Consider the following 18,549-nt stretch of genomic DNA (forward strand, 5'->3'; position numbering starts at 1 on the left):
ATGTAAACAAATCGACCAGACAAATCAATTTAATATTTGTTCAATAATAGTAAACATTTGCCTATGATGTCATCAAATGATATATTGCTTCAATTTGAGAGGATTTTTAATATGCAACTCAGTTTTAACAGAACGAACAAGGAAATAGATGAAGCAATAGACTCTCTCATCGGGAAAGCCGGTGGAGTTCATCATCAGGAACTTGTACGCGAAATGATCGTCTCAGCGCTAAAAGCCGGCCAGGATACTGATTACCTGGCGACCTGAAACTTCTCAGTAACACCATGAAGGAGATGCGTTACACCAACAAAGTGTTCTCGCCTTACCGGCACAGGACCAAGGTCACTATTTTCGGCTCGGCCCGAACAGAACCACAGGAAGAAGCCTATCAGAAGTGTGTCAGATTCAGCAGGCTGCTGGCCGACAAGGGCTACATGATTATCACCGGCGGCGGTCCCGGCATCATGCAGGCCGGTAACGAAGGCGCCGGCAGCGAAAGCTCCTTTGCGGTGAACATCAGGCTTCCTTTCGAACAGGCACCGAACCCCTTCATGCTTGCCAACCCACGTCTGATTACCTACAAATACTTTTTCAATCGTAAAGTTGCTTTTGTCAAGGAGGCAGACGCTATCGCCGTTTTTCCCGGGGGATTCGGTACACTGGACGAGGCAATGGAGGTATTCACCCTTATTCAGACCGGTAAGACCTCACCAAAACCCCTTGTTCTCATTGATGATGATGACGGGTACTGGGAACAATGGTTTATATTTATAAAAGAACGCATGCTGGGCAGAGGCTTTATCTCTGCTGAAGATTTCTCTATTTTCACCATCACTCGTAGTGAAAAAGAGGCTGTAAAGGTAATCGAAGATTTTTATCGCAATTACCATTCCTTGAGATTTGTAAATAGAAGATTGATTATCAGACTTAACAAGGAACTTTCCAGAGCAAACATTGACGAGCTGGAAAAAGAATTCCCGGAGTTGCACAATTCAGGCACTAAAATTGTTTCAACAGCACCGCTGCAGGAAGAACAGGATGAACCTGACCTTCTTGATTTGCCACGTATAGCTCTTCAGTTCGACCATCAGCATTATGGTCTGCTGATGGCGTTCATAGGCAGAATAAATATGTTCTAAAAATGACGGTAAAGCTCTTGACAAAGTAATTACATGCTGTTAATTTTACAAGGCGGCAAGTTTCGGAAGTTCGTTAATCAATGGAAATACACAAAGCATCTGACTTTGACGTTTTCCTGCCCAAGACTCCGGAAACTGCAGTATTAACATGATCCGGCAGAGACCCGGAGGCAACAAAAGGAGGCAGTAAAAATGGCACAGGGCAAAGTAAAATGGTTTAACGATGCGAAGGGATTCGGCTTCATCGAGCAAGACAATGGGGAAGATGTATTTGTACACTTTTCTGCTATTGTGGGAGAAGGCTTTAAGTCACTTGCAGAAGGTGAAGCAGTATCCTTCGATGTCACCAATGGTCCCAAAGGCTTGCAGGCAGCAAACGTCAAAAAAATCTAAGGTAGATCCCATATAGATTTAAGACGAAAAAACCTCGCTTTGCGAGGTTTTTTTATTCATATGGCAAACTGCAGAGGGTTGACTTGGAAGCTCCGGACAGGACGCATTGCCGGCGAGGCTTGCAATAATTTTTCTGATAACAACTTATTACAATTTAATTCTACGCCACACATCAACCACTTTGCCGAGCATTTTCAGCTTGCTGTCCTTCTTGAAAGGAACATAAGCACGATTGTCCGGCGACAGGAATACATCTGAATCCACTATTCTGTAACGTCTCAGGATAGCTTCACCCCATCGATTATTAACCAGAACAATATCCCTGTTTTCAATCTCACACTCTGTAGAGATTACGACCAGATCACCATCGCAGATGGTGGGCGCCATGAAATCTCCTACCGAAAAAATGGCATACGACCCCTCCGCCCCTTGTGGCAAGGAAAGATAGTCGCAAATATCTTCCTTTACGAAAAAATGCGGAAAATCTTGGGGTATTTTTTTGAAAAGGGGCACATTTGAGGGGCGTGACGCTCTATTTGCAGTTCACGGAATTTCTCCCCATGTCCGGTCTTGAGCCATTCTTTATTAATTCCATATGAATGACATAAAGCAATGATTAAGGTGTCGGAAACGTTTTTTTTACCCCTTTCGACACCACTAAGAAAACCTTGAACGATCCCCAGTGAATCGGCAAATTCTTTCTGGGTCATGTCTTTGGCCTGCCGTATTTCCTTAATGCGCAGGCCCATCCGGCAATTCATTTCCTTTTCAGACATACCCTCCTCTAACTTACAATGTCTTGACAAGCATATCTCTCAGTTAATATACTCAGGCAGAATGGCACATCACAGCAATATTTATAGTCTGTTCCCCGTGACGATGCAACCCAAAAATCACCGTGGAATAATTGTTCGGCATTAATTATGTAAATACGCTAATACCTCTGACAAAACCGATTTCACAAGCTGTGGTACACCCAAGTATTATCGGAGAGCTTCGGACATGGAAGAAAAAGCTCAAAAAGCACCACCGGCTGAATTGCTGGCAAAACTTAAAAGCTATTCATTCCTTGCCCAGTACAATCTCAATCTTTATTCTCGAAGTAAAACCTCTTCAACGAATGGGACTTGTGAGTTTCAACCATGCGGCTCCATAGTGCATGATGCTCTCAGCAATGAAATCGGCCTTAACTTCTTTGGCAGTCCGCTAAAACCCGATCTACAGACAAAGAAAACAGCTGTTTACAGATACAATGGGGGATTTTTAAGTTTTGCCGTTTCCTTTGAAATTGGCGACACGGACTTTTGTCTGGTGGGCAACGGTGTAAGAGATAAACTGATTGACTTTTGGCAGCTGGAAAGACTTTCACGGGCCGATAAAGTCGATGTATTTTCCCTTCTTAATCAGCTTGAAAAATTACCAGTAGCGACGATCCATGAACTGGAAGGTGTTGCAGAACAGATCCATGAGATTTTGCCGTCATTGCAGGTCGAAAGACTGTATAAGTCCCTTTATGATCAGACTGTAAGCCGCCTGTCCATAGTCGTCGGTCTGCTTGAACAACTCGATGAACTGCAATCAACCGATGAACTCGTATCTTTTTCTACAGACCTTCTCGGCTTTGTCTTCGACTTTCCCAAGGTCGCTCTGGCGTTACTGGATAAGGACAAAGAATGCTACTCGATTGTCGGCAAACTGGGGCTGGAGAAAATTCACGACATACCTGAGGCAAAAATCAAATCATTTTTAACCAGAGACAGAAGCAGAAAAATTCTGAGATTCGAAGAAGAAGCAGCAGCAATATTCACAGGTCTGACAGCCGAGCAAGTGACCTTTTTCCCTTTGAAAGCCGAAGGAAGCCAGCTGGGATTTATTTCTGTTTTTGACAGCGAGCCGCATTCAGTGGATGTCTTATTGGTGGAGTTAATAGCCGCCAGGATAGCTGCCAAGATAAGGCACCTGAAAAATGAGGCGGAACACCTGCAACTGAACGCCCTGTCGAACAAGCTTTTGTCGGTTACCAATACCTTGCTGTTCGCGGAAAATAAAGATGAACTCTACAAGACTATACTGGAGCTGGCAGCTGACCTGCTAAATGCCACCCAGGGATCAATCATGCTGATGGATAAAAGCGGGGAAAGCTTGCATATCGTTTATACCATGGGGATGAGCCTGCATCTCGCCCAGTGCATGACTGTCAAGGTAGGTAGAGGGATAGCCGGCAAGGTGGCCAAGACCGGCATCCCGCTTTTGGTCGATGACATCGAAAAAGACAGCAGGATAGGCATCAGGAACAGGCCACGATTCAAGTCCAAATCCCTCATCTGCATTCCCTTGAAGCTCAAGGACAAGACCATCGGGGTGCTGAATCTATCCGATAAGGAAGATATGGCCGCCTTCACGGAATCTGACAGAAACCTTCTCACCTCTTTTGCCAATCTTGCTTCTCTGATGATTGAAAGAACTCTGGTTATCGAGGAATCAGTCATTTTCGAAAAAATGGCCGTAACTGATGCCTTAACCGGTCTTTATAACCGCCGCTTCCTCAAAAACCGTATTGAAGAAGAGCTTAATCGAAGTATTCGTCAAAAATTGAATTTGACAATACTGTTCATAGATCTGGATCATTTCAAGATTTACAATGACCTATGCGGCCACATTGCCGGTGATGAGGTGTTGAGAAAGACAGCTGCCATAATCAGGGCATCGGTCAGGGACATGGATATCGTAGCACGCTATGGAGGTGAAGAATTCTGCGCCATCTTGCCCGGCACTTCAAAAACAGAGTCTTTGGCGGTAGCAGAGCGGATCCGTGCAGGAATTGAAAAGGAGGCTTTTCCGGAAGAAGAAAATCTTCCATTGGGGAGGCTTACAACTAGTATCGGCGTTGCTTCTTTCCCGGAAGACGGACACACGTTCACGTCACTGGTTCATGCTGCAGATGTGGCTTTATATCAGGCAAAGACTACCGGCAGGAACGCTATTGTCGTGGCACACACGCCATGAGTAATACCTGATGCACAGGGAATCAAATTCCGTTTTTTCTGAGGCGATAACAGGTGCCTGCATTATCAAGGGCAATGGCTGCATAGGTTGCAAGAGTCGTAATGAAATCTACCTCCGTGTCGGTAAACATTTTGCCTCCGGGGCGACCGGAGATGTTGACCACCCCCACGACACGGTCCTTTATCTGCAGTGGCACCGACAGTATTCCCGGCGTGCTGAAAAGATCTCCACAGGTGTCCTCCTCAAGGAGCCTTACCGTAAGAGAAGCAGGTATATCGGACTCAATTGACAACGGTTTATTATTGGCAGCGACAAGACCTGATATACCCTGATCTTTCTGCATGCTGAAGGTCTTTGCCAAATTGTGATCGATGCCGACACAGACCTTCATGGAAAATTTCATTCCTGATTTATCCAGTAACAAAAGGTAACCCTTTTCTGCCTTCAACTGTGCAACCGCACTCTCAACCAGTTTCCGCAAAATCGTACCAATATCCGTAGTCGAAGCCAGAGCGGCACAGGCACTGTTCAGTGTAGTCATCATCTGCAGCGTTTCTTCCAGGGCATGGTTCTTTTCTGAAAGGTCACGGATCAATCGCCGGTTTTCAACGGTCAGCGATTGTTTTTCCATGGTCCTGGCTACAACATTGTAGAGAATGGCCTCATCATCAATGGCTTGACGATATAGTCGTAGGCGCCAAGCCTCAAGGCCTTAATGGCAGTGAAAGATGATGCATTGCTGGAAATGATAACCACATCTGTCTCCGGTTTCATTTCCTTTGCCAGTTTAAGCATGTTCAAGCCACTCATGCCCGGCAACATGATGTCAGTCAATACCATGTTGAATTCTTCAGCCCGAAAAAGCCTGACAGCTTCCTCCCCGGATGAGGCACAGGTAACCCGATAACCCTTCTTCAACAGGAGCCCGCAGACCATTTTCTGAAAGGAAGGGGAATCGTCGACCACCAATATATGGGGTGAAAAACTTGCCAAAGGTTCTCTCGCGGGGGTTGATTAGCAGCACGGGAATGTTAGTGCAAGAGTGTGTAAAAATCAACATAAATGAAGTCCCTTTCTGCTTACATCCGACAAGGCGCTGACCAGAAAAGCTTTGACAACAGTTAAGTCTTTCCTATAGTATTGGCCAAAATTCAGCAGAGGTCTGGCAATGGAAGCAGCACTTGCCCTTATTGGGGAAGATCTTACAAACGTAGAGCTACAGTTCAAGAAGGATCTTCATTCGGATGTACCGCTGATTCGCAAGGTGGGCGAATACGTTCTTGCCAGTGGTGGAAAAAGGATCCGACCAGCGCTGTTACTGCTTGCTGCAAAATTATGTGGCTACACCGGCAACAGGAATGTTGCCTTGGCCAGTGTCATAGAATTTATCCACACCGCAACCCTTCTCCACGACGATGTTGTCGACAACGCCAATCTCCGCCGCGGCATAGCTTCAGCTAATACATTGTGGGGCAATGAGGCCTCAGTTCTGGTCGGCGATTTTCTTTTTTCAAAATCATTTTCCTTGATGGTTGCCGATGGCGATCTGAAAATACTGAAGGTGCTCTCTGGCGCTACAACAATTATTGCCGAAGGAGAAGTGCTACAGCTGATCTGTACCAGCGATCTGGACCTGACCCTGGAAAGATACATAGAGGTGGTAAAGGCAAAGACGGCAATTCTCCTATCGGCAGCGTGTCAATCCGGGGCCATTCTCGGTCAGGCGTCTTCCCAGCATGAAGCTGCACTACAGGAATTCGGCATGGACCTTGGGATTGCCTTTCAACTCATGGATGACACCCTCGACTATGTACCAGTGAAGAGCAGTTTGGCAAAAGCATCGGTCACGACCTTGAAGAGGGCAAAATAACCCTCCCCCTGATTCATACCCTCAGGCAATGCACTGCAGAGGAAAGAAGTCAGATCGGGACGATAATCGAAAAAGATATTCTCGAAGACCATGACTTTTCGACGGTCTTTGATTTAGTGGGAAAATATGATGGGATAAAGCATACGATTGCCGTTGCCAATGAGTACGTCAACCGTTGCAAGGGCCACCTCAATTTGTTCCCTGAGTCAACTGAAAAAGCTGCCCTTTTTGACCTGGCGAATTACGTCCTGACTCGCGTCAAATAGCAGCCTTCATCCGTTAAATCACAGCTCTCGCAAATCCATTTCTTCAAACCCACCAACAATTCACACCTTGCCCTTGGCATAATTAGTGCTGTTTTCACAGCAAATACTCATCTCTCAGCATCTCAGGTTACACAAAATGCCCGACAGCGAACTGGTTCACCAGACACAAATGGAACTGGACGGCGACAACTACCAGATATTGGTCTTTTGTCGCAGAGATGGCAGATATTTCGCCCAGACCCTTTTCGAAGATGACGACATCATCATAAGTGATGGCTTGAGCCTGCTTGATGCGTTGGGGAAGCATGAGAGACTTCTTCCCCTTGCCGTAGTTTCAAGGCAACTAAAAAGGTACCCGTTTAAACCCAGAACAAAGCGCCTTTAGCAAGCTCGCAACCCTGAGTTCCTTCTCAATTATGATTTCCTGCATGTAAACCTTGCTTTCCATCCGTACATCATTTAGAAATATCCCCATGCAACAAATCAAAAATATCCGCCTTTTGATTGCAGCATCATCCATTCTTGGCATCAGTCTGCTGCATTACCTTACGCCACTGCACCTGCCAATGCTGCATGATGTTTTCCAAAGGCTCTACTACCTGCCAATTATTCTATCGGTGCTGTGGTTCGGCTTGCGCGGCGGCCTTACAGCATCACTTGTCGTAAGTATCATGTATGTTCCTCATATTCTTTTTCAATGGGGCATACATCCTTCCCTTGAGCTGGAAAAATACCTGGAAATTCTCCTCTACAATGTTGTCGGCGGAGTCACGGGGCTTCTTTCCCAGCGGGAAGAGACCCGCAGGGAAGAGCTGGAAAGAACCGCAAAGGGGCTTGAAGAATCCTACAGAAAACTCCATGAGCAGGCTGACCTGCTGATAAAGACCGAGGAGCAACTAAGACGGTCGGAGCGACTGTCGGCCCTCGGGGAACTGTCAGCAACACTTGCCCACGAAATAAGAAACCCCTTGGGCTCCATAAAGGGGACGACCGAGATTCTCAAAGACAGCTTTGCTCCCGGAGAGAAAAAGTATGAGTTTCTGGAAATTTTGCTGAAGGAAGCAGACCGCCTCAATCGGGTCGTCGAGAACTTCCTGGGCTTGGCCAGCCCCGTACGGGTGGAGCAGAACAGATGTGATATAATGTTGGAGCTCAGGGAGCTTGTTGAATTCACTACAGCGGAAGCATTATCCATGGGGGTAAAGGTCCGGCTGGAGCCGGCAGAAATACCACCCATCAAAGGTGACACGGAAAAATTGCGACAGGTTTTCCTGAACCTGCTGATGAATGCGCTGCAAGCCACTGGAAATGGCGGAGAAGTTGTGATCAGTGCTGTCGGTCCTCTACATACCAGTGAAAATCAACCTGTCATAGAACTGTCTTTTGCCGATAACGGTCAGGGCATCGATCAGGAGATGCTTGAACAAATCTTCCAGCCTTTCTTCACAACAAAAAAGAGGGGTACAGGCCTGGGCCTGGCAATTACCCAGAAGATCGTCGAAAGCCACGGCGGCACCATCCGGGTTACCAGTACCAAAGGAAAAGGAACGACCTTCACCGTAACATTGCCCGCTTAAGGCAAACGGGAGCTGCCATAAATCAATGACTGCAAAAATTCTTCTCATAGACGATGACACCTCATTACGTCGAGTTCTGGAATACAATCTCCAGGAGGAGGGATACCAGGTAATTACAGCTGTGGACGGTGAGACCGGCCTTGCGCTTTTCACCGAACATTCACCATCCTTGGTGATAACAGACCTGAAAATGCCTGGTATCAGCGGTTTTCAGGTTCTATCCACCATCAAGGAACGATCACCGGCAACGCTGGTCATAGTTATTACCGCCTTTGGCGCCATTGACACTGCCATAGAAGCAATGAAACTGGGCGCCCACGACTATATCACCAAGCCTTTCAACCGCGATCAGTTGAAGCTGGTTGTGAAAAAAGCCCTGGAACTGCGCGGACTGACCGAAGAGAACCGGCTTCTCAAAGAAGAACTGACGGAACGTGCCGAATTCAGAAACATCGTCGGCATCTCACCCGGCATGGAGCAGGTATTCCATATTGTCAGAAAAGTAGCCGATACGGATGCCACAGTCCTGATAACAGGGGAGTCCGGCACCGGCAAGGAACTTGTAGCCAAATCGATCCATTCGCTCTCCTCCCGTCGCAGCCGGCCTTTCGTGCCGATAAACTGCGCAGCTATCCCCCGGGAACTGCTGGAAAGCGAGCTTTTCGGCCATGTCAAGGGAGCTTTTACCGGTGCAGTGCGGGATAAGACGGGCAAACTGGAGACAGCCGATGGTGGCACCCTGTTTCTGGATGAAGTGGGTGAGTTGCCGGTTGACCTGCAACCAAAACTTTTACGCGCTCTGCAGGAAAGGATCGTGGAACCGGTGGGGGGAATAAGCCCCAGGAAAATTGATGTGCGCGTCATTGCCGCAACCAATGTTGATCTGGAAAAGGCAATCGAAGAAGGTGCCTTTCGCGAAGACCTGTTTTATCGTCTGTCGATCATTCCGGTCCACCTTCCACCGTTGCGCGAAAGAGCCGACGACGTGCTGCTTCTCACCAGACACTTCACGGCAAAACATGGCGGAGGCGGGGTCAATTTTACGCCGAAAGCTCTTGAAGCCTTGAAACAGTATCATTGGCCGGGTAATGTCCGGGAGCTGGAAAATACCATCGAGCGCCTGCTCATCATGCGTAATGGTGAAACCATTGATATCGGGGACATCCCTCCGAAACTCCTCGGCGTCAGAAAGGTAACTGAGGTTGGGGTGATAAACCTGCCTGCATCGGGTTATTCCCTGGAGCAACTTGAACGGGAAATCGTGGTCGAGGCGCTGGAAAGAAATGATTGGAACCAGACTGCCGCCGCGCGATTTCTCCGCATCCCCCGGCACACACTTATTTATAGAATGGAAAAATACAATATAACTCCCCAGGAGCGGAAAAAATGAAAAGATTCCTTTTTGCAATGCTGATTCTATGTACCCTTGTAACTGCCTGTACCCTTGTAACTGCCTGTACCCGAGGCAGCGAACCTGTCACAGAGGGAAAACTCGCACCGGATTTCACCCTGAAAGATCTTTCTGGCCGTGAAATTCACCTTTCCGACTTTAAAGGCAAGGTGGTCTTTCTCAATTTCTGGGCAACCTGGTGTCCCCCCTGCCGGGAAGAAATTCCATCCATGATGAAACTTAACCGGGCAATGGCAGGGAAACCTTTCGAGATGCTGGCGGTATCCATAGACGAGGGAGGTAAGGATGCAGTTGAAAATTACTTCAAGAAATCAGGATTGATGCTGCCGGCCCTGCTGGATACGGATAATGCCATTAGCAAGCGTTACGGGACAACAGGGGTACCCGAAACTTTTATCCTGGACAAAAAGGGTGTTATACTGAAAAAGATCGTTGGCGGCATGGACTGGAGCGATCCGCAGGTAGTTGCCTATTTCAATGAAGTAATAAGCCAATAATCAAAGGGACTCTTGCAATGGGATCTTCCAACATAACCATCTTAGGTGCCCTGATCGCGGGCTTTCTTTCCTTTCTCTCCCCCTGCGTGCTGCCGCTCATCCCTTCGTATATTACCTATATAACCGGACTTTCTTTCAATGATCTGCAGGCTGAGCACCCTTCTCACAAGGTAAGACAGCAGACGATAATACATTCCCTCTGTTTCATCGCAGGGTTTACTTGCGTCTTTGTTCTGCTCGGCGCATCGGCCACCTTTATAGGCTCCTTCCTGCAATCGCACATGACCCTTTTACAGCGAATGGGGGGAGTGCTGATCTTCATTTTCGGCATTCATGTGACAGGGATCTTCGACATCGGAATGCTGCTGGGTGAAAAGAGGCTGACGATTCATCGCAAACCGGCAGGGTTCCTGGGCAGTTTTGTTGTCGGAGTTGCCTTTTCTGCCGGCTGGACCCCATGCATTGGCCGATCCTTGCCTCGATTCTAATGGTGGCCGCCACTGAAAGCACCATCTATAGAGGTGTATCCCTTTTGCTTGCTTATTCCATCGGCCTTGCCGTACCGTTCTTCCTTTCTTCCCTGGCGTTGCATCAATTCCTCGTCCTCTTTACCCGCTTCAAAAAGTACATTCGCATCTTTGAAATCATCACCGGCGTCTTTCTAATGGTAGTCGGCATCCTTATTTTCACCAACAATCTTTCTCTCTTCAGCAGATATGCCACCATCTGGTTCGGTGGAGAGTGACTGTTCCGTGTCTGATAAAACTCGCGTCTCCATACAGTTGGTTGTTTCAGATCTGGGCGTAACAGAGGCTTTCTATGGCGGCATCCTCCAGATGCCCATCGAGAGAGCGCTTACATCCCCCGGCGCACCGGAACATCTGGTGATGGTCCAGGATGGTTGGTCTGTCATTTTTGTGGAGGAGTCTGCGGTGCTCCATGCGCACGCTATTCTGGAGGAAAGACTCACCGCCTTCCCAAAAGGAATAGGAATGACAATTCATTTTCGGGTGGATGAAATAGAGGAGATATACGATGCCCTGCTGGATGAGGAGCTGGAAATACTCTACCCCCTGGAATTGAAACCTTACCGGGTCTTCGAGCTATGGTGCTTCGACCCTGACGGGTATCTTGTGGTGCTGGAACAGCCTCTGGAAACAATCACCGGCTAAAAAAGGTCACTGTAAGCAGGGCACCAGGGCTTTCATGGCGCATTCACTGACACCACCGGGCTTTCCTCACCATTGGGATTAACTACCTGGATGCTGAAATTTTTAGTTGTTGAATCGTATGGATGGCGCTGATAGATGAGCCGGTTGCAATCCAGGTAAATCAGCTTTTCCCGCCCTCCGGGGGGCACATCTCCACTGGAAAGCCTCACCCCATCCACAACCAGCAAGGAACCCTGAAGAAAGTTCCGGCCGTCTATGATAAGTTCATAGTAGTTGACGAAATCCCCTCCCCGGCTCACATTGGCAACCTCGGGCCGGCTGTTGACAAACAGGGCTATGGCAGCGGAAACTTCATCTGTCGGATTCTTCACCTGGATCTGGTGCAGACCGCTGGCAAGCAGCGATGGCGCGGTAAAGGAGATCGCCTCTTTACCAAGAAACCTGCTTTTTATGACAGCCCCATCAAGAAGCACCTGGCTCCATCGCGAAAGTTCCTGCCGCTGATGGAAACCTCTCTTTCTCTCCCAGCTGCACAGTTATGGATGGTATCTGGTGCGATTCCTGTAACGACCGGCTTCTGTGCCTGCAGCGAAAAGTTGTAGGCCTTGCTGGTGGCGCCATCCTCCCGCTTCACATAAAGCGCATACAGCCCCGGCGGGAGGTCGGGTATTTCAAAGGTGAGTATTTTGGGGCTAGCAACCTTGGTCGCCATGCTGAAGCTGCCTAGATAAGCGATTGTTTTATCGGTGAAGCCCGTACCGCTCAGGGTAACCGTGGTGCCAGGCTCTCCCTGTGCAGGAATAATACTCAGGATGCCCATGGCAGATGCTTGATCTTCTGCTGCAACTGTTCGAGTCGTGATCCTTTTTCCTGAAGCCTTACCGGTTGCCGCAAAACCTGCTTGGGGGACATTCAGCAGCATCAACAGAAAAAAAATTACAGCACATCTCATTGTCAGCCTCCTTGAGATCCGGCTATTGGCAATTAAACCACCGACTGCACCCTTGTCAATTTTCTGCTTTCAAGGCAAACCATATGCCGATCATGAGGAAAATGCCATTGGTCGACCAGGCTGAAATCACAGGGGACAAGACACCAGCCTGGCCGAAAGATAAAACAATTGAATTAAGGACAAAAAAACTGAAGCCGATGCCCAGGCTGGCACTTATGCCCAGAGCGATACCGCTGGAACGGCTGCCACGAACGGCAAAAGGGACCCCGAGAAACGCCATGACCAGTGGAGCAAATGCCAGGGATATCCTGCCATGCATCTGTGCAAGATAGCGGGTCGGGTCGTACCCCCCTTTTCTCAGTTTCTCGCAATAGGCAGCCAGCTCCCTAATGCCCATGTTATCGGAAAACTTCCTCATGACCTTGAGATCGGTTGCCTTAAGATTCAATGCCACCGGCATGGATGCAACTTCGCTTGTCTTGATGATATTATTTTCCGAAAATTCACGGGCTACCACATCCGTCAGTAGCCACCCACTGGCATCAATCTTTGCCGTAGCTGCCTCCAGCCGCTGTTCGGGCTGCATTCCTGCCCCCATTCTCCAGACAGTTATCCCTTTCAGCTGACCGCTCGCAGGATCGAACAGGTTCGCTTTGAGTATAAAGTTGTCATCACGATGCCAGATATTCATCTGCCGAAAAAACAAGTTAGGGCTCTTCTTTTCTATCAAGACTTCCCGGATATATTGCCCCTGAACGATACAGCGCGGCAGGACATATTCATTGATCGCCAGGTTGAGAATGCTCACGCTGAAGGCAATGACAAGTATGGGCATGGCTATACGGCCGAGACTGAGCCCACAGCCACGCATGGCGGTCAATTCACTGCTCATGGAGAACATACCCAAAGTAAGGAGGGTTGCCATCAGCACTGCCATGGCCGACGTCTGGCAGATCACCTCCGGTATTCTGGTCAGGAAAAACAGTGCGATATAAGCAGGATTGGCGCCCGCAAAACGGCCTATCTTCTCCAGGAAATCAACCACGAGAAAAATGGCGATGAACGTTCCCAGGCAAAGACAGAGAATTCTCGCGTATGCTGCAGCTACGAACCGATTGAAGATTTTCATCGGCTTGGGCCCCTCTTCGTCAATCTGCTTGCCCATGAGGCAAAACGGGAAAGGTAGTCGAACAGTGGGATTTTTTCTTCGGCTGCGGTTTTGCGGAATAGATATACGCCGAAGACGACAAAGAGCAGGTTGGGAACAGGCGGCAAGAAATGTATTTAGAAGTTCTCTTTCCCCCAGGGTTTTACATGCAGAGAGGATGATATAATAAAACAGAAGCAGAAAAATACTTACGGCAAACCCGGCAGCTTTTCCTGAACGCTGGTTCTGTATGCCGAGCGGCATTCCCACCAAGGTGAAGATGAGGCAGGCAAAGGGAAGTGAAAAGCGCGATGGTATTCGAGGCGCATTTCCAGCCTTCCTTTATTGTCAAAGCTGTTGGAGTTCCAGTTGGTCCGCAGTTCAGCCAGGGACATGTCCCGCTCGTCCCTTTTTACCGATTGGGATGCCTGGCTGAGGTTTATATGCAGATCGTAATCACTGAACTGAACCAGGCGATAACCCTCTCTACCGGCAGTGCGGTGAATACTGCCGCCGGCCAGGTGCAGCCTCACCGACCGTGAAGCATGGTCCGCATTAATGGTCCCATGTCCGGCCATAATGGTGGAAGGCTCAAGGGGATCTCTCTCATCCTGGATGATGATGCCGGACATGACCTGAGTGCGCTCGTCGTAACCGTCGCAGTAGATAACGATACCGGGAAAATCGCCGTTAAAAACCTTCTCCTTCACGCCAAGGGATACCCGGTTCTCCACCACTGTTACCAGCAGGTCCTTGAATGCAGTATTTCCCTTGGGAACGGCATAGATGGTGATAAAAGCACCGGCCAGATAGGTGATGACTGCAAGGGAAAAAACAGGCGGCAGCAGTCCATACAGACTTATGCCGCTGGCTTTCATGGCAATGATCTCGCTGTCGCCGGAAAGCCTGCCGAAGGCAAGCAGGATGGCGAGAAGAAAGGCCATGGGAATGGTGACCAAGAGAAATGAAGGGAGCAGATAGAGTATCATCCGCAGGACGTCGCCCAGGGGCACCCCCTTGGTAACGACCATGTCCGTCAGCCTCAGCAGACGCCCCATGAGCAGGACAAAGGTGAAAGTGACAACTCCCAGGAAGAACGGAGGGGGTATTTCCTTGAAAATATAGCGGTAAAGGGTACTGTTCATAAACGCTCGCATGATACATGAGATAACCGGTTAAGTAAAGGAGAGTGAATGCCATATGCCACGTAAGGGGTAAAATTACCTTGCTAACACCATGACATTGTGCTATACAAGTTCGCTATTTCAAATTCACACGCCCTCTTTATAACCGGTGGTGTCCTGATGGATTCCGGTGGAAGTTGGGAGAGGCGGAGGGAAAACCAAAGGAGAAACAATATGTCGAACATCACCATGAAGGAACTGCTGGAAGCTGGCGTCCATTTCGGTCACCAGACAAAGAGATGGAACCCGAAGATGAAGCCTTACATCTTTGCGCCCGTAACGGAATCTACATAATCGACCTGCAGAAGACGGTCAGACTTTTCAAGAGCGCCTATAATTTCGTATTCGATGCGGCTCAAGCAGGCGAGACAATGCTCTTCGTCGGCACCAAGAAGCAGGCACAGGACTCCGTTGCCGAAGAGGCACAGCGTTGCGGAATGTTCTTCGTCAATGATCGCTGGCTGGGTGGAATGCTTACCAACTTCTCCACTGTCAAACAGAGCATAGAGCGGCTTAAGCGAATCGACGCCATGTTCTCGGACGGAACCATTGAAGCGTATACCAAAAAGGAAGCCCTGCAGATGGAAAAGGAGCGGGTTAAACTGGAGAAGACCCTTGGCGGCATCAAGGGCATGAACAAGCTCCCCGGCCTGCTTTTCGTCATTGATCCGAAAAACGAGGAGATTGCCGTCAGCGAAGCGAAGAAACTCGGTATTCCCGTTGTCGCCATCGTCGATACCAACTGCGATCCCGATAACATCGACTACGTTATCCCTGGCAACGACGACGCCATTCGTGCCATTCGCCTTCTCACCAGCAAGGTCGCCGACGCATGATCGAAGGGGGCCAGGCGCGCAATACCCAGCTTCAAACAGACACCGAGGGAGCTGAGTTTGCTGCAGGTGAAGAAACAGGCGAAGGAACTGTTGCTGAAGCATAATTTTTAAAAAAAACGCATTCGGATCAGCACTGATCTTGGAGGATAAAAGTGAGTATTACAGCTACGCAAGTTAATGAATTGAGAAAAGCTACAGGCGCAGGCCTGATGGATTGCAAGAAAGCGCTGACGGAAACCGGTGGAGATCACGAGCAGGCTGTCGATTACCTGCGCAAGAAGGGACTTGCCGCGGCTTCCAAGAAAGCCGGTCGGGCTGCCACCGAAGGTCTGGTCGGCTCCTACATCCATGCCGGAGGGAAGATCGGCGTGCTCGTCGAAGTAAACTGCGAAACGGATTTCGTCGCCAAGAATGAAGGCTTCCAGAATTTCGTCAAAGACATCGCCATGCACATTGCCGCTGCATCCCCGCTTTACGTGCGCCGCGAAGAGGTTGATCCTTCCGTACTGGAGCGGGAAAAAGAAATATACCGGGCAAAGGCCAAGGAAAGCGGCAAACCCGACAATATCGTCGAGAAGATCATCGAGGGGCAGGTCAACAAATTCTATGGCGATATCTGCCTCCTTGAGCAGGCGTTCGTCAAGGACCCGGACAAAACCGTCCAGACATATCTGAATGAAACGATTGCCACCATCGGTGAGAATATCAGCATCCGACGGTTCGCCAAATTCATTCTCGGCGAAGGGCTGGAAAAGAAGGAAAGCGATTTTGCAGCGGAAGTTGCTGCCGCTGCCGGCGTCTGACAGGCAATAAGAGGCCGGCCATTCAGTGGCCGGCCTTTTTTTGTGTTGCAGACATAACTCCGCATATAAAATGAAGGTAACGATCATGAGCAAGCTACGATACAAAAGGGTCCTTCTGAAACTTTCAGGGGAAGCGCTTGCCGGCGAGCAGGGATACGGCATCGAACCCAAAACCATTACGACCATCGCCAATGAGATAAAAGAGGTCGTTGCCTGCGGGGTGCAACTTTCCCTGGTCATCGGCGGAGGCAACATTTTCCGCGGGCTGGCAGCGTCCTCCAAGGGCATGGATCGCGCCAGCGCCGACTATATGGGCATGCTGGCCACCATGATCAACTCGCTGGCCATGCAGGACGCACTGGAGAAGGTAGGCGTTGATACGCGTGTCCAATCGGCCATTGCCATGCAGGAAGTTGCCGAACCATACATCCGCCGGCGGGCCATCAGACACCTGGAAAAAGGGAGAGTGGTCATCTTCGGCGCAGGTACCGGCAATCCCTATTTCACCACCGACACGGCTGCCAGCCTCAGGGCAATGGAGGTAGGCGCAGAGGTGATCCTCAAGGGAACAAAGGTTGACGGCGTGTATACTGCCGATCCGAAAAAGGATGTCAATGCTGTCAAATTCGCCCAGCTCACCTATATCGAAGTGCTGAAAAAAGGGCTGCAGGTTATGGACGCAACCGCCACCTCCCTGTGCATGGATAATAACCTCCCGATTATAGTTTTCGATGTCACCACTGACGGAAATGTTAAAAAAGTCGTTTGCGGCGAACCGATCGGCACCATAGTGAAAGGAGAATAGCATGACCAAGGATGTCATTAGCGGCATGGGCAGTCATATGGACAAGACTATTGATTCACTGCGCAAGGAATACCAGAAGGTTCGCACTGGTCGTGCCAGCACCAGCCTTCTCGATGAGATAAAGGTCGACTTCTATGGTACGCTGTCTCCGCTGAATCAGGTTGCAACCCTTGCAGTCCCCGAGCCCCGTACCATAACCCTGCAGCCTTGGGATGCAAAAATGATCCCCCCCATTGAGAAGGCAATAATGAATGCCAACCTGGGGCTCACCCCCGCCAATGACGGCAAGCTCATCCGTCTTAACCTCCCTCCTCTTACAGAGGAAAGGCGCAAAGAGATCGTCAAGCAGCTTAAGAAATTTGCCGAGGATGCGAAAGTCGCGGTGAGGAATATCCGCCGTGAAGCAATCGACGACCTGAAGAAGCTGGAAAAGGAAAAGAAGATCTCAGAAGACGACTTGAAACGCGCGGAGAAGGATGTCCAGGATGTGACCAACAGCCATGTGGCACGGATTGACGAAGTGCTGCTCCACAAGGAAAAAGAGGTTATGGAGGTTTGATGCCTCCTCTGTCAGCAATTGGCAGCACAATTTGCCTTGCACTGTACTTAAAAAGCGGTTTCCCCCTCTCACCAGGGGATTTTTTTATTTGAAGAGATGTTCCTTGGCCAGTACCCGGTAACAGCATGTTCTATCGTCAGATAGCCTGACGGTGTCGATTTCTTGGGAAGGTGTATGCACAGATTTGACAAGAGCAGTCTCCCCCACCACCTGGCAGTGATTATGGATGGTAATGGACGCTGGGCAAAGCAACAGATGTTGAAAAGAATCGTTGGACATCAGAAGGGCGTGGAAACCGTCCGCCTGATAGTGGAAGAATGCTCCAAGTTGGAAATCGCCTATCTGACGCTGTTCGCCTTCTCAGCCGAGAACTGGTTGAGGCCGAAAACAGAAGTAAAAGCCTCATGGCCCTGCTGAAGAAATTTGTCCGATCCGAACTCGGCCGCATGATGAGCAACAACATCCGTTTCAATGTCATCGGCAACCGGGCCGAACTGCCCGCCGACATCAACGCGGAGATCAGTGCGGCCATCGCCAAGACCGAGACCAACACTGGTATGCTCCTGACTCTTGCCCTCTCCTATGGGGGGCGCCAGGAAATAGCCGGTGCTGCCAGGAAGATTGCCTGTGACGTTGCTGCAGGCAACATCAAGCCCGAGGAAATCGACGAGAATACCTTCAACAATTACCTTTACACTGCAGCCATGCCGGAACCCGATTTTCTTATCAGAACAAGTGGAGAGATGCGGATCAGCAATTTTCTCCTCTGGCAGTTGGCCTATACCGAGCTTTACTTCAGCGATGTGAACTGGCCCGATTTCGACAAAAAGGAGTTGTATAAGGCCTTCCGTCATTATCAATCGCGGGAACGCAGGTTCGGCAAAACCAGCGACCAGCTGCAGACCGGAATGCCTACCGCCTGACAGGCCACA

General features: G+C 49.4%; 17 protein-coding genes and 6 pseudogenes. 15 read left to right on the top strand and 8 right to left on the bottom strand.

Annotation, left to right across the window (positions count from 1 at the left end; all coding sequences use genetic code 11):
• Positions 1-111 precede the first annotated feature (111 nt).
• Positions 112-1,139, top strand: a pseudogene (locus tag JCM15764_RS02705) (LOG family protein).
• Positions 1,140-1,331: 192 nt separating this feature from the next.
• Positions 1,332-1,532, top strand: coding sequence for a cold-shock protein (locus JCM15764_RS02710; protein WP_012646624.1), 201 nt, complete (start codon positions 1,332-1,334; stop codon positions 1,530-1,532).
• A 147-nt stretch (positions 1,533-1,679) separates the two neighbouring features.
• On the opposite strand, the gene JCM15764_RS21345 is transcribed toward JCM15764_RS02710, so the two are convergent.
• Both JCM15764_RS21345 and JCM15764_RS21350 read right to left on the bottom strand, forming a co-directional pair.
• Entirely contained in the window at positions 1,680-1,919 is a 240-nt protein-coding gene (locus tag JCM15764_RS21345; protein ID WP_243688213.1) for a LexA family protein, read from the bottom strand.
• 77 nt (positions 1,920-1,996) lie between these two features.
• Positions 1,997-2,308, bottom strand: a complete 312-nt coding sequence (locus JCM15764_RS21350) for a helix-turn-helix domain-containing protein (protein ID WP_243688214.1) — start codon at positions 2,306-2,308, stop codon at positions 1,997-1,999.
• A 226-nt stretch (positions 2,309-2,534) separates the two neighbouring features.
• Here JCM15764_RS21350 and JCM15764_RS02720 point away from each other — a divergent pair, with 226 nt between their 5' ends.
• Positions 2,535-4,538 (top strand): sensor domain-containing diguanylate cyclase, encoded by a 2,004-nt coding sequence (locus JCM15764_RS02720; protein WP_054692329.1) that lies wholly within the window; start codon positions 2,535-2,537, stop codon positions 4,536-4,538.
• A gap of 22 nt (positions 4,539-4,560) precedes the next feature.
• On the opposite strand, the gene JCM15764_RS02725 is transcribed toward JCM15764_RS02720, so the two are convergent.
• Both JCM15764_RS02725 and JCM15764_RS21355 read right to left on the bottom strand, forming a co-directional pair.
• Complete coding sequence (locus JCM15764_RS02725) at positions 4,561-5,169, bottom strand: GAF domain-containing protein (protein ID WP_243688215.1); 609 nt, start codon at positions 5,167-5,169, stop codon at positions 4,561-4,563.
• Positions 5,170-5,177: 8 nt separating this feature from the next.
• Entirely contained in the window at positions 5,178-5,531 is a 354-nt protein-coding gene (locus JCM15764_RS21355) for a response regulator (protein WP_243688216.1), read from the bottom strand.
• A gap of 175 nt (positions 5,532-5,706) precedes the next feature.
• Here JCM15764_RS21355 and JCM15764_RS02730 point away from each other — a divergent pair.
• From JCM15764_RS02730 to JCM15764_RS02760, 7 genes and pseudogenes are all read left to right on the top strand, one after another.
• A pseudogene (locus JCM15764_RS02730) lies at positions 5,707-6,674 on the top strand (polyprenyl synthetase family protein).
• Between the two features lie 136 nt (positions 6,675-6,810).
• Positions 6,811-7,059, top strand: coding sequence for a hypothetical protein (locus JCM15764_RS21360; RefSeq protein ID WP_243688217.1), 249 nt, complete (start codon positions 6,811-6,813; stop codon positions 7,057-7,059).
• A gap of 88 nt (positions 7,060-7,147) precedes the next feature.
• A complete protein-coding gene (locus JCM15764_RS02740; RefSeq protein ID WP_054692334.1) occupies positions 7,148-8,251 on the top strand; it encodes a two-component system sensor histidine kinase NtrB in 1,104 nt (367 codons plus the stop codon).
• A gap of 25 nt (positions 8,252-8,276) precedes the next feature.
• Entirely contained in the window at positions 8,277-9,641 is a 1,365-nt protein-coding gene (locus tag JCM15764_RS02745; protein ID WP_054692338.1) for a sigma-54-dependent transcriptional regulator, read from the top strand.
• Entirely contained in the window at positions 9,638-10,159 is a 522-nt protein-coding gene (locus tag JCM15764_RS02750; protein ID WP_054692340.1) for a TlpA disulfide reductase family protein, read from the top strand. Before JCM15764_RS02745 ends, JCM15764_RS02750 begins: the two co-directional genes overlap by 4 nt.
• Positions 10,160-10,176: 17 nt before the next feature.
• Positions 10,177-10,904, top strand: a pseudogene (locus tag JCM15764_RS02755) (cytochrome c biogenesis CcdA family protein).
• Between the two features lie 7 nt (positions 10,905-10,911).
• On the top strand, positions 10,912-11,331 hold the full coding sequence (locus JCM15764_RS02760) for a VOC family protein (protein WP_243688218.1): 420 nt from the start codon (positions 10,912-10,914) through the stop codon (positions 11,329-11,331).
• A gap of 32 nt (positions 11,332-11,363) precedes the next feature.
• On the opposite strand, the gene JCM15764_RS21365 is transcribed toward JCM15764_RS02760, so the two are convergent.
• The 4 genes and pseudogenes from JCM15764_RS21365 to lptF all read right to left on the bottom strand — a co-directional run.
• Entirely contained in the window at positions 11,364-11,804 is a 441-nt protein-coding gene (locus JCM15764_RS21365; protein ID WP_243688219.1) for a hypothetical protein, read from the bottom strand.
• Positions 11,780-12,283: an IPT/TIG domain-containing protein gene (locus JCM15764_RS21370; RefSeq protein WP_243688220.1), complete on the bottom strand. Its 504-nt coding sequence runs from the start codon at positions 12,281-12,283 to the stop codon at positions 11,780-11,782. Before JCM15764_RS21370 ends, JCM15764_RS21365 begins: the two co-directional genes overlap by 25 nt.
• Before the next feature lie 55 nt (positions 12,284-12,338).
• Complete coding sequence (gene lptG / locus JCM15764_RS02770) at positions 12,339-13,412, bottom strand: LPS export ABC transporter permease LptG (protein ID WP_054692346.1); 1,074 nt, start codon at positions 13,410-13,412, stop codon at positions 12,339-12,341.
• A 180-nt stretch (positions 13,413-13,592) separates the two neighbouring features.
• A pseudogene (gene lptF / locus JCM15764_RS02775) lies at positions 13,593-14,587 on the bottom strand (LPS export ABC transporter permease LptF); the annotation flags it as partial.
• A 201-nt stretch (positions 14,588-14,788) separates the two neighbouring features.
• Here lptF and rpsB point away from each other — a divergent pair.
• The 5 genes and pseudogenes from rpsB (at position 14,789) to uppS (ending at position 18,540) form a co-directional block, all read left to right on the top strand.
• A pseudogene (gene rpsB, locus JCM15764_RS02780) lies at positions 14,789-15,554 on the top strand (30S ribosomal protein S2).
• Between the two features lie 48 nt (positions 15,555-15,602).
• Positions 15,603-16,253 carry a translation elongation factor Ts gene (gene tsf / locus JCM15764_RS02785; protein ID WP_054692353.1) on the top strand — a complete coding sequence of 217 codons (651 nt, stop codon included), beginning with the start codon at positions 15,603-15,605 and terminating at the stop codon, positions 16,251-16,253.
• Between the two features lie 85 nt (positions 16,254-16,338).
• Positions 16,339-17,058, top strand: a complete 720-nt coding sequence (gene pyrH / locus JCM15764_RS02790) for a UMP kinase (protein WP_012646608.1) — start codon at positions 16,339-16,341, stop codon at positions 17,056-17,058.
• Position 17,059: 1 nt separating this feature from the next.
• The gene (frr, locus tag JCM15764_RS02795) at positions 17,060-17,617 is read left to right on the top strand and encodes a ribosome recycling factor (RefSeq protein WP_054692357.1); all 558 of its coding nucleotides are present in this window, start codon (positions 17,060-17,062) and stop codon (positions 17,615-17,617) included.
• Between the two features lie 174 nt (positions 17,618-17,791).
• A pseudogene (gene uppS / locus JCM15764_RS02800) lies at positions 17,792-18,540 on the top strand (undecaprenyl pyrophosphate synthase).
• Positions 18,541-18,549 lie beyond the last annotated feature (9 nt).

Source organism: Geotalea toluenoxydans JCM 15764, from assembly GCF_001311985.1.
GTDB lineage: Bacteria > Desulfobacterota > Desulfuromonadia > Geobacterales > Geobacteraceae > Geotalea > Geotalea toluenoxydans.

Excerpts from the sequence above, each read along its gene's own strand:
- JCM15764_RS02710 (WP_012646624.1), top strand. The coding sequence starts at position 1,332 with ATGGCACAGGGCAAAGTAAAATGGTTTAACGATGCGAAGGGATTCGGC.
- JCM15764_RS21345 (WP_243688213.1), bottom strand. The coding sequence starts at position 1,919 with ATGGCGCCCACCATCTGCGATGGTGATCTGGTCGTAATCTCTACAGAG.
- JCM15764_RS21350 (WP_243688214.1), bottom strand. The coding sequence starts at position 2,308 with ATGTCTGAAAAGGAAATGAATTGCCGGATGGGCCTGCGCATTAAGGAA.
- JCM15764_RS02720 (WP_054692329.1), top strand. The coding sequence starts at position 2,535 with ATGGAAGAAAAAGCTCAAAAAGCACCACCGGCTGAATTGCTGGCAAAA.
- JCM15764_RS02725 (WP_243688215.1), bottom strand. The coding sequence starts at position 5,169 with ATGGAAAAACAATCGCTGACCGTTGAAAACCGGCGATTGATCCGTGAC.
- JCM15764_RS21360 (WP_243688217.1), top strand. The coding sequence starts at position 6,811 with ATGCCCGACAGCGAACTGGTTCACCAGACACAAATGGAACTGGACGGC.
- JCM15764_RS02740 (WP_054692334.1), top strand. The coding sequence starts at position 7,148 with ATGCAACAAATCAAAAATATCCGCCTTTTGATTGCAGCATCATCCATT.
- JCM15764_RS02745 (WP_054692338.1), top strand. The coding sequence starts at position 8,277 with ATGACTGCAAAAATTCTTCTCATAGACGATGACACCTCATTACGTCGA.
- JCM15764_RS02750 (WP_054692340.1), top strand. The coding sequence starts at position 9,638 with ATGAAAAGATTCCTTTTTGCAATGCTGATTCTATGTACCCTTGTAACT.
- JCM15764_RS21370 (WP_243688220.1), bottom strand. The coding sequence starts at position 12,283 with ATGAGATGTGCTGTAATTTTTTTTCTGTTGATGCTGCTGAATGTCCCC.
- lptG (WP_054692346.1), bottom strand. The coding sequence starts at position 13,412 with ATGAAAATCTTCAATCGGTTCGTAGCTGCAGCATACGCGAGAATTCTC.
- pyrH (WP_012646608.1), top strand. The coding sequence starts at position 16,339 with ATGAGCAAGCTACGATACAAAAGGGTCCTTCTGAAACTTTCAGGGGAA.
- frr (WP_054692357.1), top strand. The coding sequence starts at position 17,060 with ATGACCAAGGATGTCATTAGCGGCATGGGCAGTCATATGGACAAGACT.